Genomic DNA, 16,005 nt, shown 5'->3' on the forward strand with positions numbered 1-16,005 from the left:
TCTTCTTGCAGAGTGGCACGAAAAAGAAGCACGCAAAGAAAAAGGGCCCCATCCTAAGATTGGGGCCCTTCTACTGACTGACTTGCTGCTTATTTCGCTGGTTTGCGGAATAAGAGCGTCATCCGATCGCTTTCACCAATGGCCTTATATTTCGAGTTATCGAAATTCGGATTGGCAGGCTGGCCGCTCGGTGCAGTCTGCAAGGTCGGTGGCAAGGTCCATACACCAAAGGGGTGATCCTTTGTGTCCTTTGGATTCGCATTCAGCTCAGAGGCTGCAACAAACTCAAAACCGGCCTGACGCATCTGCGCAATCACCCAATCCTGACGTATATATCCCGTTGCTGCGTTTTGGGGGCGACGGGCGTCACCGCGATGTTGCTCGATTGCCACCAAACCACCTGGCTTCAAGGCATCATACATCGACTTTAATGCGTAATCCTTGATGTTCTGGAGGACAAAGCCATGGAAGTTCCGTGAACTGATGATCAAATCGACGGTTCCTGGTGCCGCCAATGGCTTATCGGAATTGGCAGCAAATACACCTACTTCCAGGGTGCCATAGAGCGCTGGATTGTCTTGATAACGCTTCAAGAAGCGATCACGGTTAGCCTTTTGAGCGTCCGTCATTTTGTCTGGGTCGCCAGAGGTGACGATAAGCTTACCACCGCCTGCAGCCAAATAGGGCGCTAACAAATCGGTCCAATAACCAGCACCTGGACGAACCTCGGCCACCGTCATGTTTGGTTTGATACCCCAGAACTCGAAAGAGGCGACGGGATGACGAACGCTGTCGCGGGCCCGATCCTCTGGCGAGCGCCAAGCCCCATCAACAACCGCTTGAGGCGTTAGACCTTTAGCTGGGGCCTCAGCCTTTGCCTTGGCCAGTGCAGGACCTACGAAACCGGTTGTGGCACCTAGGGCGCCGAGGACGATCGCGCCGACCGCAAGCAAGGAATTTCGTGCATTACGCATAATCTATCTCCTTCGACCGACTACTGACGCAGGGACCTGCGCCCCATCATGAGTCGGGCTTATCGTAAGGCAGCCATGTCGCCTAAGCAGCGCGAAATGTCGAGGCCACATGAAAGGATTCACATCCTTGTGAGAGGCAGCGCCTACTCCTTTTTCTTCTTCGGCGGCACAACCCAATCAGGCTTATTTGGATTGGCCTTGGCTGGGGGTGGCGATTTCTTGCTAGAATTGGCCTTTGGTGCTGCCTTGGGGCTCGCCTTTGCCTTACTGCTGGAAGTAGCATTTTTGCTTTCCGTCTTTTTCTTTGGCTCGGCTTTGGGCTCTTGGCGATTTCGATTACGGCTTGAAGCTGGACGTGTGGTCTCTGTCTCTGCAGCCTTGGCCTTTGACTTCGACTTGCTGGCAGGGGCGTCGGTTTCAGCGGCGGGACGGCGCGCGTTACGGCGTGATGGGGCGGCGGGCTCCTCTGGCGTCCGGCTTCGTGACGCTGCTGCTCCAGACTTGGTCTTTGACTCCTCGCCAGCGGCAGAAGCACTTGTCGGGCGAGACCGTGACTTGGTTGCCGCGCCAGCTGCTGAAGTGGGTTCAGTCTCGCGTGGACCCGAGCGTGCAGAAGCCGCAGGTGCTTTGGCCTTTGGCGCAGCCTCTGTGGGCTCCCCAGCCTTTGGAGTCGCAGCATTTGTTCCGCGCTGACGGGGACGAAGGGGTGTTGTCGCCGTCCCCGCGGCGGGAGGCTCTGCTTTTGGTTTGGCGTCGGGCGCGGTTGAGGGTTGCGTCGTCCCCTCCGCAACTGGCCTCGCTGGCTCACCCGCCGCAGGCGCGGCCGCAGGCGCGGTAGCGGGGGCTGGGGCGCGAGCTTTGGTAGCCCCCCCTCGGCGACTTGTAGCTGCGGGTGCAGGTGGTGGCGGTGCAGGGGGTGCCTTGGCTTGCGGCTCATCTGTAGCGGGACGCAGTCCAGAGGCCGGTGCCGTCGTACCACCTTCTTTTGCGTCCACAACGGGCGCAGCGCCCGCAACAGCGGGTCGTGACTCTGTGCCTACTACCACGGGTGCGGGGGCGGGTGCTGGCGGGGGAGGTGGCGGTGCGCCACGACGGCCACGACGCGGCGCTGGCGGCGGTGGCGGCGGGCCAGGAATGATGGTGACGGGAATTTGATCCGCCGTCGGCCGCGACGAGGCCAAGCCCACCCCTGTTGCATCCAACGGCTTGCGGAAGCGCAGCGTCATACGATCGCTCTCGCCAATCTCGTCATACCGGCTTCGGTCGAAACCGGGATCGTCCATCTGGCCAATGGGGGACGTTCGCGAAACAGGCGGCAGGGTCCATACGCCAAATGGGTGGTCTTTGGTATCCGCTGGATTGGCATTGATCTCTGCCCCGCCAATAAACTCAAATCCAGCTTCGCGCGCCATTTGGATCACATAATCTTCGCGCACATAACCATCGCGCGCCAAAGGATCTTGTGGCTCATCGGTGCGCCCACGATGCTCTTCAATGCCCAAAATGCCGCCGGGCTTCAGGACCGTGTAAAAATCTGCGAAGGCCTTTTCTGCCCAGCCCTGTGCCATCCAATTGTGGATATTGCGGAAGGTCAAAACCTTGTCGACGCTATTGGGCGGTGCCATCGGCATAGAACGTGGACCAAACGCCACCACATTCACATTGCCATAAACGGCAGTATCTGTCGCAAAGCGGGCGCGATAAGCGTCTACGATTTGACGGACCACTTGTGAGTTGGAGGACGCCGCATCAAAGTGACCAACAATCAGCTTCCCATCGCCCTGCTTCAAATAGGGGCCCAGTATGGACGTGTACCAGCCCTGCCCAGGCCAAATCTCAACAACTGTGTCGCTGGGACGGACACCAAAAAACTGCAGGGTCGCCTCTGGATTGCGCCAACGATCGCGTTGGGCATCAATACGTTGCTCCCCCTTTACCGCCCGACTTAACGCTTCGCGCGCGCGCTCGTCCAAGGGCGGGACGGCAGGCACGGGCGGCATAAAAACAGACGTGGGGGCTGTCGTTGGCTGGCTTTCGGACATCTGCGGATCGGCAACTTGTGCGTGAGCCGAAACAATACCGCTGAGAGCCATCATGCTGGCGGTTCCGGCGAGTGCCCAAGCGCGAAATGTCATGCGCCTCTTTCTCCCTTTGACTACCGGCAGCAAGCTTTGAAGTGAGCCAAAGCGAAGCTCAGAGTGTTTAGCCTATCCCAGTTTCTGTTGCAGGCTCAAGCCTCAAGGACATGAAAATCCTGTCAGAAATTGGACAGCCACCTCTTGCACAGCGAAAAAGGCGTTCCCAACTAGTCGGTGCGGCGCCGAAAAACGGGTCGCATAAATCGCCACTGGGCTTTCAGACGTGGCCCTCCAGATGCGCCTTTCCGGGCAAAGGAGGTTCACGTGAGACAGTGGAAATTTGCAGGGTGCGCGGCCCTTTTTCCGTGTGTTGAACCTGTCGCTTCTAGGAGGACAAAATGCGTACGATTGACTTAACCCCCCTCTACCGCACCATTGTTGGCTTTGACCGCATGGCGCATTTAATCGAAACCGGTGCCCGTTTGGATACGGCAACTGGCTGGCCCCCTTACAATATCGAGCAGACGGGCGAAGATGCCTATCGCATTGAATTGGCGGTTGCAGGCTTTGGCCCTGAGGATTTGTCGATTGAGTTGAAAGAGGGCCTTTTGACCGTAACCGGCAAAAAGGCTGCGACCGAAGAAGGGCGCAACTTCTTACATCGCGGTATCGCCGAACGTGGTTTTGAGCGCCGTTACCAGCTAGCCGACCATGTGCGTGTGACCGGGGCCAATCTTGAGCATGGCATGTTGAGCCTCTCTTTGGTGCGTGAAGTGCCTGAGGCTTTAAAGCCGCGCAAGATTGCGATCAATGTGGGCTCTGCCAGCGCAAGCGCGAACGATGCCCCGCTGATTGAAGGCGAAGCCAAGTCTGGCAAGGCCGCCTAACTTTCCCACCTACCAGCCTGATGGGTCTTCTTGGGACCCATCAGGACTTTCGCGCTGCCAGATGACCTCACCGATAAAGCAGATGCGCCGTCCGATCGGACTTGAATTGCTTTAGGGGCTCTTGCCAATCGGCAACCAGAGCCTGCCAAGGGCTGCCCGTCTCCAACGCCGTCCACAACGCCTCACTGCCATAGACCTTGTTAAACAAGCTACGGGTCGCAGCATTGCTGCCGCTCAAAGGCGCTTTAGCCGAACGGGCCACGACCTCTGCGCACAGGGCCATGGCGACAGCCATCAGATCTGTCTGTCCCTTTGGATTAATAATGAGCTCAACACCGCCAAAACCCGGCTTCACTTGGCTTTGATAGGGCTTGAACGCGATGTCGCGGAAACCTTGCTCGCTCAAACTCTTGGCCAAGACCACCCCGTCAATGCCGGGACCTGCGGCATAGTGAAACGGTTTGGCCGTGCCAATACCAATGTCCACTTGCTTCAGCTCTCCCAAAATGCCGGTGGCAGCGCAATAGAAGGGCGACTCCCAGTTTGGGATGTTGGGGCTGGTGGCAACCCAGTTCAGGCCTGTGTCCGCCCAATTCATCCCCCGCTCCCAGCCCGCCATTTGAACGACCGTCAATTCTGGGGCTTTAGCAACCCAGCCTTTGGCAACGGCCATTCTTGCCAATTCGCCTATCGTCAGACCATGGAGATAGGGCACAGGCACTTGGCTCACAAAGGATTCAAAGCCCGGCAATAGCGGCGGACCCTGCATACGTAAGCCACCCAATGGGTTTGGTCGGTCGAGCACAACAAAGGCTTTCCCAGCTTCGCCACAGGCCTCCATGGCCAAGATCATGGTTGAAATATAGGTATAGCTGCGGATGCCGATGTCTTGAATGTCAAACACCATCACATCCACATTCTCTAACATCGCAGACGTCGGCTTACGATGTTCGCCATAAAGGGAATAGGCCTTTAGGCCCGTTATTGGGTCCACGGCATTGGCGACATGGTCTCCGGCCTTCGCGCGCGTATCCAATCCATGCTCAGGCCCGAACAAGGCCGTGAGCCGGTCGCCTAAGCCACGCTGCAAAACCACACGCGACATCGCCCCAGATTGGTCGACACTGGTTTGGTTGGTGATAAAGCCCACGCGCTTATTTGCGAGAACCCCAAAATCGGATGCCACCAATTGATCAATGCCAAGACGAACACGAGGACGGCTGGGATAGCGTTGGCGCAATGCCACACTTCCCGCGCAGCCAGGAAGTAAGAGAGATGCGGCACCTGCCGTGACAGATTGCAGAACCTTGCGACGATTCATGTGAAACTTCCTATGCAAAATGGGCACTTTTCCTGACCTCGAATCGTATGCTGAATATCCCCGCAAGTGATCCGCTTGCCCTTGACCAAGGCGCACAATTAAACCGATGATTGGCGTAGCAAAACAAGTTCACAAGACAACACGTTTCTGGGAGCCAAGCGCTTATGTACAAGTTCAAACCGATTTTCGCCGCGTTGGCTATCACCACAGGCCTATTGGCATTGAGTGGGTGCGCAACAAGCCAAGCACCCAGTTCTGCAATTACCAGCCTGCCCCCTTCGGTGTTGCCAGAACGGATCGCGACGATGCGCACCGTGCTGCAAGATGGGGTCGATAAAAAGGTTGCCAGTGGTTTTTCCGCGGCTTTGGTGGATTCCTACGGCCGGATTGAATCCACCTATGTTGGCTTAGCCGACATTGAAACGGGCAAGCCCATTACGCCAGATACGGTGTTCCGCCTCTATTCCATGACCAAGCCGGTGACGGCTGTGGCCATTATGATGCTGGTAGAAGAAGGCAAGGTGGACCTCGATGCGCCGGTGTCGACCTATATCCCGTCGTTTGCCAAGACCGTTGTTTATGTCAGCGGCGACACGTTGGAAACTTTGAAAACTGAGCCCGCGGTCCGGCAATTGACGGTGCGCGATCTGATGCGGCAATCGGCCGGCATTCCGTGGTGGGGCGCGACAAAACCTGTTGAGCGCCTATATGCCATGAATGGGATTGAGCGCGCACCTTCTGAGCCCGTGCCGGGCTTTAAGGGTCCGCGGGTCGCAAACCTGCAGGACTTGGCGGACCGGGTTGCTGCCACCCCCTTCACCAATCAGCCGGGCGAGACTTGGACTTATGGCATTGCCATTGACGTCCTAGGCCGTGTGGTTGAAGTCGCGTCTGGCCAAACCCTCGGCACCTTCTTCAAAGAGCGCATTTTCACGCCCCTAGGCATGAACCGGACCGCCTTCCAAGTTCAGCCCGGCGACAAAGAAAACCTCGCCAATGTTTATTTCGCAGTGTCGAAGATCAAGCCACCTTCGGGCGGCATTGATAGCTATGTGAAAAGCCTCAAAGACGTCCCCATGCACGAAGCATTGCGCCCTGGCGATCCCCCCGCCAAAAGCCCTTTCTTAGAACCTGCCCGGATTGAATTTGGGGGTGCAGGTCTGGTTGGCACTTTGAGTGATTATGTGCGCTTTGCTCGCATGATCGCTGGCCAAGGTGAGCTGGATGGGGTGCGCCTCTTAAAGGCTTCCTCAATTGCCGAAATGGGTAAGGACCAACTTGGACCGAAAGCAAATGCCAATTTAATCAAGCAGGGCTATAGCTATGGCTTGGGCTTTGGCACGGTGGTCGATTCCAATCTTTATCCCAGCGGTGCGCCTGTCGGCACTATGTTCTGGGGTGGTGCTGCGGGCACCCAATTCTGGGCCAATCCGCAAACCAATGAGGCCGGCGTCTTGATGACCCAAGTCTTAGGCGATTATCTGCGCACTTATCAGGTGAATGCGGCACGCGCAGCCCTTGGGAATCCTGTGCAATAATGACGCGATTTCCGCTGCCCTGCCTGCAGGGCAGCGGAACTTGCGGCCCATGCCGCTAAAGTCATTGACCCCCGCCCTGACCAGCGACACACTCGCGTCATGCACGATCCCCATGCCGCGACCCCTACCCGTCATCTTTCTGTCCCTTATGTGATTTTCATCGCGGTCGGCATGGTTGTCGGTGCAGGGATCTTTAAGTCCCCTGCTTTGGTGGCCGAGAATGCCGGCACTGTGTGGGCAGTCTATGGCGTGTGGGTGATTGGCGGCCTGATCTCGCTAATGGGTGCCCTATGCTATGGCGAGCTTTCCACCGCCTATCCGAGCCCCGGTGGCGATTATCACTTCCTGACCAAAGCCTATGGGCCGAGTTTCGGATTTTCCTTTGCATGGGCCCGCTTCTCCATCATCAATACCGGCTCGATCGCATTGCTCGGCTTTGTGATCGGCGACTACCTCAATCTGGTATGGAATTTAGGCCCACATGGCCCCGCCCTGTTTGCGTTGGCCAGTGTGGTGATCATGACCCTCTTCAACTTACGCGGCACAAATGGGGGCAAGGGTGCAGACTATGCCATCACCAGCCTTGAAGTGATCGGCCTTCTGGCGCTGGCAGCGGCTGCAGCTTGGTTGGTGATCCAAGCCATCCCGCCGGCGACGAGCGAAGCAGGCCACACACCTAATCCAGCGGGCCTCGGCTATGCACTTGTCTTTGTGCTGCTGGCATTTGGCGGCTGGAGCGAGATGTCGACTCTATCGGCTGAGATTAAGAATCCCGAGCGCGGCATGGTCCAAGCGCTTTTGGGATCGGTCCTCATCATCACCCTTTTATACCTTATGGCCAATTGGGCCATGCTGCGCGGACTAGGGATTGAGGGTTTGGCGCAATCCAAGGCCCCAGCTGCAGACTTGATGGCGCGCGCCTTCGGCCCACAAGCAGGGATCGTTCTTGCAATAGCTGTCGCCGCGGCCGCCATTACCTCGATCAATGGAACCGTCATCGTGGGTGCGCGCACGACTTATGCCGCCGCGCGCGACCGCACCGGCCTTGGCTGGATCGGCTCGTGGGATGGAAGGCGCGGGATTCCCTCTAACGCCATCATCGCCCAAGGGATCGTCTCGGTTGGACTGGTGGTTTTAGGCGCTCTGTATGAAGGGTTTTCGACTTTGGTGGATTATACCGCCCCCGTCTATTGGGCGTTCCTGACAGCCAGTGGGTTGGCCGTCATTGTGCTGCGGCAGAAGATGCCCAACCAGCCACGGCCCTTTAAGGTGCCGCTCTATCCGCTCTTACCACTCGCGTTTGCGGCCAGCAGTGCATTGATGCTGTGGTCTTCTTTGAACTATGTGAAGATTGGCGCGCTGTTTGGATTAGCAGTTGTTGGCGTTGGGATCGTGTTGGCCGTGATTACCAAGCCTCAGAAGTGAATCCCATGAATCGTATTGGACACAACGCCAACCAACCAATCTAAACCCGCGATCGCCATGCCGATGCCCAACGGGGCGACGGCCAAGCTCAACAAGAAGAAGCCAAACGAGATAAGCGCCATCAAGCCATCGCGTTGCAATAGGGCAATCGCAAGGGCCGCGATACTCATGCCCGGCGGCCAATTGCCAAACGGAATCGGCAAGGTCAGGATACCCGCCAAAATCAATGTCTGAATGCCAAACCAAATGGTGACGGGCTTTTGAGTTAAAAACTGGAAGCGGGGCTGCACCAGTTTCTCAATCTTCAACAGGGTCGGCATCGATACGTCGATGCATTTGCGGAAGGTTGCCGGTTCAATCTTTAAGTCGCCAATCCGCTTTGGAATCCAAGGTGTGCCAGCACCAAAAATCATTTGGAGGGCTGGCGCGACGAGCAGGATTCCAAAAACCGTCGAAATACCAGGTACATTGGGAATGCAATTTGGCAAAGCCAAAATCAAGAGAAGCAAGCCAAACGCGCGCCCATCTAAACGGGCCAAAACATCGCGCACCGCGATTTGTTCTTCACCCGGAAACGCATCATGCAATTCCTTGAGAAGTTCAGAGGTCTTGGGCGGCAGCGCAGCTCGCACGTTCTTCAATCCAATAGGCAGCCCGCGTGCCGGTTGACCCGCTATGTCGGGCGCAATTTGGGCAGAACAAGGGCTAGGCCTGTACAAACTCTCGGACATACGCCCAGATTATAAAGTTAAGGCTTCACGTTTGCGTTAGCAATCGTGGTTAAGATCGTACTTTCATTTTTGACACGGCCTTAGCTTTGGCAAGCAGACCCTGAACACCGATCCCAGAACCAGCTTTCAAATCCGTGGTAAAGTCGCGAATGATCCCGTCTTTACCAACAATCACAAAACTAGGCACCCACTTAATGGCCCAAGCCTTATAGGCCGCACTGTCATCATCAATCGCCACGGGGAAGCGATAGCCCTTTTCGGCAAAGAAGGGCGCTAAACCACCCCACCGGCCATAACGCCCGCGCGTATGAATGCCAATGAATTGAAGGTTACGGTCCCGGGCGATGAGGCGATTAAGCTCTGCCACATCATCCACATCGGCTAAACAATCCGGGCACCAGATCCCCCAGAATTGAACAATGGTGGTCTTACCCAAAAAATCTGCTTGGGTCAGACGGCCACCGCCAAAACGGGCTAGGTCGGTCGCGGGGGCTGCTTGGCCGATAAGGTCATAGGTACGAGGCCGACGATCAATCGGGGCGGCGGGGGCTGTTTGGGCTTCAGCCTCCAGCGCGACGGTGGTGGCAAGGGTGCCAGCGGCTAGGCCTGTTAGGGTGTCTCTGCGTGTCATATGGGTCATGCCCCTCATTTGGTCGATCCAAACCTCTTTGCCAAGGCTCTTATCTAGGCGCTTCCGACAAGTTTGCGCACTTTGCCTACAAATCTTGCAGCGCCGCGCGCAGATTTGAAGGCCCATGCGTGATCGACGATTTGGCCGGTTGCGTCGACCAAAAGGGTAAGTGGGGTACCAGGCACACCAATGGATTGGGTTAAGCGCTGGGTGCGGTCATCAACAATCGGAATAGCCACATCCGCCGGACGTTGCGCCGCCCACTCGGCAAGGCTGGGACCATCGCGAGGTGGCAAGCCAGTATGGACGCTCATGAGATCGAAACGGGGCTGTTGTCCTTGCAGAGGTCTCAAAGCCCGAACCGCTTCATCCCAATGCGGTTCATCAATTCGGCACGGCCCACACCAAAGGCCCCAGAATCGAAGGACGGACGGACGACCCAGACTAGCAAGATTGATCCCGGTCCCATCAAGCAAGCTGGCAGGGACGGATGCCAAATGCTGCCCATGGAGGGCGCTTGCAGGATCTTCTCGGCAGCCCGCCAAGGTTAGGGTGCCGACCGTTGAAAGAACAAATGTGCGCCGATCCATCTGCAAAAACACCTTTTTCATCGGCGCAGGTCTAGCGGCCTATGTTTAAATAAACATGAAAACGGCGGCATGGTCCAAACCATGCCGCCGCCCGACCTTGCCCGGCTAAATGGGGCTAAGCTTAGTAGATTTCAAACAGGCCAGCAGCGCCCATGCCGCCACCGATACACATGGTAACAACACCCCACTTTACATTTTGACCCGCGGCCTTGCGGCGACGGCCTTCCAACAAAATGTGGCCGGTGCAGCGCGTGCCCGTCATACCGAATGGGTGACCAATGGCGATGGAGCCGCCATTTACATTGTACTTTTCAGGGTCGATGCCCAAACGATCACGCGAATAGAGACATTGGCTGGCGAAAGCCTCGTTCAGTTCCCACAGGTCAATGTCGTCGATTTTCAGGCCGTGACGCTCCAACAAGCGAGGCACGGCGAAGACAGGGCCAATGCCCATTTCGTCTGGCTCACAGCCAGCAACCGCAAAGCCTGCAAAGCGGCCAAGGGCTTCCACGCCGCGCGCTTGAGCCGCTTTTGCTTCCATCAGAACGACTGCCGCAGCCCCGTCCGACAATTGCGAAGCATTGCCTGCGGTGATGTATTTGTCTGGACCGCGAACAGGCTTCAACGAAGCCAGGCCTTCCAAAGTCGTGTCGGCGCGGTTGCACTCGTCCCGGTCGACCGTGACTTCTTTGATCGTGGTTTCGCCCGTTGCCTTGTCCACGACTTTCATCTTGGTGGTCATGGGGACGATTTCGTCTTTGAACAGGCCTGCCGCTTGCGCCGCTGCGATGCGCTGCTGGCTGCGAAGCGCATATTCGTCTTGATATTCGCGGCTGACATTATAGCGCTCTGCCACGATGTCGGCGGTCTCAATCATCGGCATCCACAAGGCTGGCTTGATGTTGAGCAGGTGCTCTTCCTGATAATGCGACAGATTCATCGAGCCACCCATTTGAACAAGCGAGATCGACTCCACGCCGCCGCCAATGGCGCAATCTGCGCCACTTTGGGTGATGTAATTGGCCGCCATCGCAATGGTCTGCAGGCCAGAGGAACAGAAGCGGTTTACTGTGGTGCCAGAAGTAGTCACAGGGCAACCCGCCCAGATTGCAGCGTTGCGGGCGACGTTGGCACCGGTCGCGCCTTCAGGTTGGCCCGCACCAATATAGACGTCTTCCACCAAACCAGGCTCAATGCCCGCGCGCGCAATCGCGTGCTTAATGGCGTGACCGGTCATGGCAGCACCATGGGTCATGTTGAACCCGCCACGCAAAGACTTGGCAAGGCCCGTACGGGCGGTGGATACGATTACGGCTTCACGCATGGTGGCGGCTCCCTTAACTTCCTGTCACACCGGTTCATCCGGCTTTCTAAGGTCTCTTAACGCCTGTCTCAGGGATGGAAAGCCCTAATTTCGCAGTGACGCTGGGGCAGGAAGCAGAAATCACGATCAAATCATGCTGAGATCAACCAAAGTCCTCATCGAAAGCGCCATTTTGTCCCTTCAAGCCAAGCCCATCGCACTTGAATTCTTTGCCGGAGGGGGCCTCGCACGGCTCGGCCTCAGTGCCCAATTCGATGTGGCTTGGGCGAATGATATTGACGCGATGAAGTGCCGGGCTTGGCGCGATAATTTCGGCGCTACGGGATTGGTGGAAGGCGACATCGCAGCCGTTCAAATCGAAGACTTACCGACTAACCCCGCATTAGCTTGGGCCAGCTTTCCCTGTCAGGACCTGTCACTTGCCGGAGATCGTGCAGGTTTGACGGGTGGACGGTCCGGCACCCTCTTTGCCTTTCTAGCGCGACTAGCCGCCTTGTGTGATCGTGGCGACCCGCCAGAAGTTGTTGTCCTCGAAAATGTCAAAGGCCTATTGAGTTCGCGCGGGGGGCAAGATTTAGCGGCGATTTTCCGCGCCTTGAATGAACTTGGCTATAGCGCGGGTTGCCTCGAAATGGACGCCGCTTGGTTCGTGCCCCAATCGCGACCGCGTATCTTCATCATTGCCGTGCGGCAGAGCATTCAGATCCCAATCGCGCTTTTGTCCCATCGGGATCGGCCTTGTGTCTTCCAGACCCCGGCCATTCAAAAGGCTCAGGCGGCCCTGAACACCCCCGTCATTGACTGGTATTTGTCACCACCGTCTGCTTCGCCACGAAACCTAGACGAAATTCTCGACCCCACAGATGGAGGTTGGTGGAATGCCACCAAGCTGTCCAACTTTCAAAACCAATTGAGCGACAGCCATCGTGCGCGCCTCGAGGCGCTCTTAGCCAGCCCGGCTCGACATATTGGCACGATGTATCGCCGCATTCGCCTTGAGAATGGGGTGAAACGGCAACGCGCCGAAATCCGGTTTGATGGGAAAGTTGGCTGCTTGCGCACGCCAGCAGGCGGCTCTTCCCGCCAATTCTGGCTGGTGGTGGAGCATGGGGACCTTAAGATACGGCCAATCAATCCGCGCGAAGCGATGCGCCTGATGGGCGTGCCAGACACCTATGTCTTGCCTAAGTCCAACTTGGCTGGAATAAAGATAGCGGGCGATGGTGTAGCCGTCCCAGTTGTCGCGTGGTTGAGTGAACAGCTATTGGGACCCTTGGTGACCTGTGCGCGCGACACAGCTCCGGCTTGCCTCAAGGTGAAGGCACATCCTAGAGAGTTGGCATGACCGACCCCTCACCAAGTCACCAACAAACCCGATCAAGGCGGGCAATGGCCCTCGTTTTGGCAGTCTTTGCCACCGTGACGCTTGCTTATGGGGCTGGAGAGCTTTCGCATCTTTTGTCCTTTTCATTGAGCGAAGCGGGTGCCCCTGATTTCTTTCGGGAGCCAATCAATTTGGCGTTGGCCCTCCTTGGCTTTCTGATCTGGCAGAGCCTAAGCCAAACATCAAAATCCCCGCCACTCTGGGGTTCGCCCGCCATTGGGTTGGGTTGGGGATGGGTAGTTGGGTGCGCGTTACCCGGTTTCGCCTTGTTGGGCCTTGTGTTTGGCCAAGCCGGTCGATTTGAAGCACGCGATTTCTCGGTTGCTGCTCTGATAATTCCCGTACCCTTCATTCTGATCCACGCGCTGTCAGAAGAAGCTATCATTCGTGGCATTGCCCAGCGGGCTGGAACCGCAGCATTTGGCCCGTTGCTAGGTATTGGTGTAGCCGCGCTCGCTTTCTGTGTCTTGCAAACGCTACAAGGCTATCAATCGATGTGGCACATTGCCAATTCTGCCCTTTTTGGCGCAGCCTTAGGGTTTCTTGCCCTTGGCCGTGGCGGTATTTGGGCGGCTGTCGCGGGCCATGCAGGTTGGACCTGGCTGGAAACCAGCTGGATTGGCGATGCCGTGACCTTTCAGAAGGATGGAAGCTTTTTGGCTGGAGCCGGCCCTGATTCCTATGGCTCGCCCGTCTTCACCGCGGTCCTCATCGTCATTTTGGCCTTAATGGGCGTTCGCCGGGCTTTGCAAGCCACCAAAGAAAAGCAATAAGGGCAATTATGTCATCTTCTTTCACCCTAAGCGCCCCGATCATCGACTATCTTGCCGAGGTCAATCCAGCCGAACACACCGCCCTAACAGCCTGTCGCATCGAAACGGCCAGTCACCCCAAAGCCATGATGCAGATCAGCGCCGAACAAGGTGCCTTCATGAGTTTTCTAATCCGCCAAATAGACGCGCGCTTGGCCGTCGAAGTTGGCGTTTTCACTGGCTATTCGGCTTTGGTGACCGCACTTGCCTTGCGCCAGAATGCGGGCCCCGGCGGTAAACTATTTGCCTTCGACATTTCCGAGGAATTCACCAATCTGGCCCAAACCTATTGGCGGCAGGCCGGTGTTGAGAGCACGATTGACTTGCGCATTGCGCCTGCTGGCGACAGCCTCACCGCCTTGGCCAACGAAGGCTATGCCGGCAAAATTGATTTCATGTTTGTCGACGCCGATAAGCCCGGATACCGCGACTATTACGAAAAGGGCCTCGTGCTTCTTCGCACCGGCGGGCTTATGCTGTTTGATAATATGTTGTGGAGTGGTGCGGTTGCCGACCCCCATGACCAAAGCCCCGATACCGTCGCTTTGCGAGATCTCGCTGCTTTCGCCAAAACTGACCCGCGCGTGCGCGCTGCCATGGTGGCGATTGGCGATGGGCTTATGCTGGTAACAAAGGTCTAGCGCTTCGACCAACCTTGGTCATTGGCGGCGGTCACTTCCATCGGATCAACCAGCATTTGGACGCTTGCGGTGAATTTACGCCACGCTTGGGGCAACCAGCTGCGCGCCACGACAGTCGGTTGCTGCCTCCAATCCCGCGCCACAAAGGGAGCGAGCTTGGTGACAATCGCCGTCCGTCCATGCAGAATTTTGTTCACGCGCCAACCGGGCTCACGCTTCAAAACATCTAGCAGAATTTTGCCGGTCCACAGGTCGATGTCGTCAATCAACATCTTGCCGCCGACTTTCAGGCGCGGGGCCATATAAAGCCAGTCAATACCGGGCAGGGGAAAGCCATGACCGCCATCGATGATCGCCACGTCCAAATCCTCATGCCCCTTCAAATGGGGGAGAATGTCTTGGCTGAAGCCATGGTGAAACCGCACCAAACTCAAGTCCAAACCACGCTGCTCCGCTACGCTTTGAATCGAGGCGATTTCATCGGCTGATGGCGTGATGGCCTCGTGAATGCAGCCAGCTTGTAAGCAAGCCAAAGTAGACTGACCACACCCAGTCTCTAGGGTGTGCATGCCGGGACGCAGGTTCAATTGCAGCCAAGTTAGAGCCAGATTGCCGGCTTCCCATTGCAACCGCTCACTCGCTTGAGCTTTGGACTGGTCCATGCCTGTATACGCCCCACACAGAAGTACAAGCCGTCCCAAAGTGGGAAGGTGTTTCATACTCTGGGGAAACAAGCAAATTTCACACCAATGGCGCGAAAAGCGCTAGCGTGCAATCCAAGCAGCACCTTGGCGAACCAGCACTTTGTCTGACAAACGACCATTACTGCCGACACCGCTCGCGGCAATGGCTGACAGGCGGGTCATGTCGCGTGCACGATCAGCCCGGCCAACAACCAAGGTGTCCCGCGTCGGGGCCGCAACAGCAAGTGGACCACCCAATTGCTTCTGGATCGTCGTCCACACACTATCGAGCGCTAAGAGGCTGGTCGCATAGGGTTGGGTTTGATCGACTTCTAAAAGCCCTTCATTCACCGTCCATTTGACACCAGATAACTCCTTGAGCGTGTTCGCTCGTGCCCGATCAAAGGCCTGTGTGGCACCCAATTGTAAGTCCACTAGACGCCCAACCGGCATCAGCGCAATGGTCGTCGGGGTATCCCCCACAACAACTTCCTCAAGCCCCTCCAAGAAAGGACGGCGAACGACGAGATTGCGTTCTCCGAGGGCTGCTGTCTGCTCCTCAAAGGCGTCTATGGCCTGTGTGGTGCGGATCACAACGCGCAATTGCTCCAGTTTAAATGGGTCTTGCTGCTCCAACAGCTTTCGGACATTGGTTTCAAACCGGCTATATTCAGCATCTGGATCGGCGTCGGCCAGATTGACGCGGGCATGCAAGGTATCAAGCCTGACGGTGACATCAGAATGGGTCACTACGCGCAAATTATTGGCCATGCCGTCAATACGCTCTACCCCTCGCACGCCGGGCAAAGCCGATAGACGGCGGGCGAGTTCTTGCGAAACCTCTTCCATACTATAGCGCTCAACGACAGATACGACTGCCCCGGATGGGGCGGCCTCCGTTGATTGCGCGTTTGCTGAACCCGCGAGCGCGCAAACTGAAACAGCGCAAGCAGCGAGTAATCTTAATGCAGTCATCTTTGAATTCC

At 56.8% G+C, this 16,005-nt stretch carries 15 protein-coding genes; 6 read left to right on the forward strand and 9 right to left on the reverse strand.

Annotated features, from left to right (window positions below):
* Nucleotides 1–89 precede the first annotated feature (89 nt).
* Nucleotides 90–974, reverse strand: a complete 885-nt coding sequence (locus tag IOB61_RS00780) for a methyltransferase (RefSeq protein ID WP_290810731.1) — start codon at nt 972–974, stop codon at nt 90–92.
* A gap of 143 nt (nt 975–1,117) precedes the next feature.
* Complete coding sequence (locus IOB61_RS00785) at nt 1,118–3,109, reverse strand: hypothetical protein (protein ID WP_290810734.1); 1,992 nt, start codon at nt 3,107–3,109, stop codon at nt 1,118–1,120.
* 341 nt (nt 3,110–3,450) lie between these two features.
* Between IOB61_RS00785 and IOB61_RS00790 the strand changes: the two genes are divergently transcribed.
* Complete coding sequence (locus IOB61_RS00790) at nt 3,451–3,939, forward strand: Hsp20 family protein (protein WP_290810737.1); 489 nt, start codon at nt 3,451–3,453, stop codon at nt 3,937–3,939.
* A gap of 67 nt (nt 3,940–4,006) precedes the next feature.
* Here the strand turns inward: IOB61_RS00790 and IOB61_RS00795 are convergent, their stop codons facing one another.
* A complete protein-coding gene (locus IOB61_RS00795) occupies nt 4,007–5,260 on the reverse strand; it encodes a DUF1343 domain-containing protein (protein WP_290810740.1) in 1,254 nt (417 codons plus the stop codon).
* A 164-nt stretch (nt 5,261–5,424) separates the two neighbouring features.
* Between IOB61_RS00795 and IOB61_RS00800 the strand changes: the two genes are divergently transcribed.
* Together IOB61_RS00800 and IOB61_RS00805 are read left to right on the forward strand one after the other, a co-directional pair.
* Entirely contained in the window at nt 5,425–6,798 is a 1,374-nt protein-coding gene (locus IOB61_RS00800) for a serine hydrolase (protein WP_290810743.1), read from the forward strand.
* Nucleotides 6,799–6,897: 99 nt separating this feature from the next.
* A complete protein-coding gene (locus IOB61_RS00805) occupies nt 6,898–8,223 on the forward strand; it encodes an APC family permease (protein ID WP_290810746.1) in 1,326 nt (441 codons plus the stop codon).
* Here the strand turns inward: IOB61_RS00805 and IOB61_RS00810 are convergent.
* The 4 genes from IOB61_RS00810 to IOB61_RS00825 all read right to left on the reverse strand — a co-directional run bounded on the left by IOB61_RS00810 (nt 8,214) and on the right by IOB61_RS00825 (nt 11,499).
* The gene (locus IOB61_RS00810) at nt 8,214–8,855 is read right to left on the reverse strand and encodes an exopolysaccharide biosynthesis protein (RefSeq protein ID WP_290810749.1); all 642 of its coding nucleotides are present in this window, start codon (nt 8,853–8,855) and stop codon (nt 8,214–8,216) included. The genes IOB61_RS00805 and IOB61_RS00810 overlap by 10 nt on opposite strands.
* 148 nt (nt 8,856–9,003) lie before the next feature.
* A complete protein-coding gene (locus IOB61_RS00815; RefSeq protein WP_290810752.1) occupies nt 9,004–9,594 on the reverse strand; it encodes a TlpA disulfide reductase family protein in 591 nt (196 codons plus the stop codon).
* A 44-nt stretch (nt 9,595–9,638) separates the two neighbouring features.
* A complete protein-coding gene (locus IOB61_RS00820) occupies nt 9,639–10,175 on the reverse strand; it encodes a TlpA disulfide reductase family protein (protein ID WP_290810755.1) in 537 nt (178 codons plus the stop codon).
* Between the two features lie 121 nt (nt 10,176–10,296).
* Nucleotides 10,297–11,499 (reverse strand): acetyl-CoA C-acyltransferase, encoded by a 1,203-nt coding sequence (locus tag IOB61_RS00825; protein WP_290810762.1) that lies wholly within the window; start codon nt 11,497–11,499, stop codon nt 10,297–10,299.
* A 133-nt stretch (nt 11,500–11,632) separates the two neighbouring features.
* On the opposite strand from IOB61_RS00825, the gene IOB61_RS00830 reads away from it, so the two are divergent.
* From IOB61_RS00830 to IOB61_RS00840, 3 genes are read left to right on the forward strand one after another with little or no spacing between them, the layout of a single operon-like run.
* Complete coding sequence (locus IOB61_RS00830) at nt 11,633–12,844, forward strand: DNA cytosine methyltransferase (protein ID WP_290810767.1); 1,212 nt, start codon at nt 11,633–11,635, stop codon at nt 12,842–12,844.
* Nucleotides 12,841–13,656: a CPBP family intramembrane glutamic endopeptidase gene (locus IOB61_RS00835; RefSeq protein ID WP_290810770.1), complete on the forward strand. Its 816-nt coding sequence runs from the start codon at nt 12,841–12,843 to the stop codon at nt 13,654–13,656. Before IOB61_RS00830 ends, IOB61_RS00835 begins: the two co-directional genes overlap by 4 nt.
* An 8-nt stretch (nt 13,657–13,664) precedes the next feature.
* Nucleotides 13,665–14,336, forward strand: coding sequence for a class I SAM-dependent methyltransferase (locus IOB61_RS00840; RefSeq protein ID WP_290810773.1), 672 nt, complete (start codon nt 13,665–13,667; stop codon nt 14,334–14,336).
* Here the strand turns inward: IOB61_RS00840 and IOB61_RS00845 are convergent.
* Nucleotides 14,333–14,998 (reverse strand): class I SAM-dependent methyltransferase, encoded by a 666-nt coding sequence (locus IOB61_RS00845; RefSeq protein WP_290810776.1) that lies wholly within the window; start codon nt 14,996–14,998, stop codon nt 14,333–14,335. The genes IOB61_RS00840 and IOB61_RS00845 overlap by 4 nt on opposite strands.
* A gap of 102 nt (nt 14,999–15,100) precedes the next feature.
* Complete coding sequence (locus tag IOB61_RS00850; RefSeq protein WP_290810778.1) at nt 15,101–15,994, reverse strand: hypothetical protein; 894 nt, start codon at nt 15,992–15,994, stop codon at nt 15,101–15,103.
* Nucleotides 15,995–16,005: the final 11 nt, after the last annotated feature.

The sequence above is a fragment of the Aquidulcibacter sp. genome (genome assembly GCF_020253525.1).
Lineage (GTDB): Bacteria > Pseudomonadota > Alphaproteobacteria > Caulobacterales > Aquidulcibacteraceae > Aquidulcibacter.

Coding starts and splice junctions, on each gene's coding strand:
- IOB61_RS00805 (WP_290810746.1), top strand. CDS start 6,898: ATGCACGATCCCCATGCCGCGACCCCTACCCGTCATCTTTCTGTCCCT.
- IOB61_RS00845 (WP_290810776.1), bottom strand. CDS start 14,998: ATGGACCAGTCCAAAGCTCAAGCGAGTGAGCGGTTGCAATGGGAAGCC.
- IOB61_RS00830 (WP_290810767.1), top strand. CDS start 11,633: ATGCTGAGATCAACCAAAGTCCTCATCGAAAGCGCCATTTTGTCCCTT.
- IOB61_RS00850 (WP_290810778.1), bottom strand. CDS start 15,994: ATGACTGCATTAAGATTACTCGCTGCTTGCGCTGTTTCAGTTTGCGCG.
- IOB61_RS00815 (WP_290810752.1), bottom strand. CDS start 9,594: ATGACCCATATGACACGCAGAGACACCCTAACAGGCCTAGCCGCTGGC.
- IOB61_RS00780 (WP_290810731.1), bottom strand. CDS start 974: ATGCGTAATGCACGAAATTCCTTGCTTGCGGTCGGCGCGATCGTCCTC.
- IOB61_RS00800 (WP_290810743.1), top strand. CDS start 5,425: ATGTACAAGTTCAAACCGATTTTCGCCGCGTTGGCTATCACCACAGGC.
- IOB61_RS00820 (WP_290810755.1), bottom strand. CDS start 10,175: ATGGATCGGCGCACATTTGTTCTTTCAACGGTCGGCACCCTAACCTTG.
- IOB61_RS00825 (WP_290810762.1), bottom strand. CDS start 11,499: ATGCGTGAAGCCGTAATCGTATCCACCGCCCGTACGGGCCTTGCCAAG.
- IOB61_RS00840 (WP_290810773.1), top strand. CDS start 13,665: ATGTCATCTTCTTTCACCCTAAGCGCCCCGATCATCGACTATCTTGCC.
- IOB61_RS00790 (WP_290810737.1), top strand. CDS start 3,451: ATGCGTACGATTGACTTAACCCCCCTCTACCGCACCATTGTTGGCTTT.
- IOB61_RS00835 (WP_290810770.1), top strand. CDS start 12,841: ATGACCGACCCCTCACCAAGTCACCAACAAACCCGATCAAGGCGGGCA.
- IOB61_RS00795 (WP_290810740.1), bottom strand. CDS start 5,260: ATGAATCGTCGCAAGGTTCTGCAATCTGTCACGGCAGGTGCCGCATCT.
- IOB61_RS00785 (WP_290810734.1), bottom strand. CDS start 3,109: ATGACATTTCGCGCTTGGGCACTCGCCGGAACCGCCAGCATGATGGCT.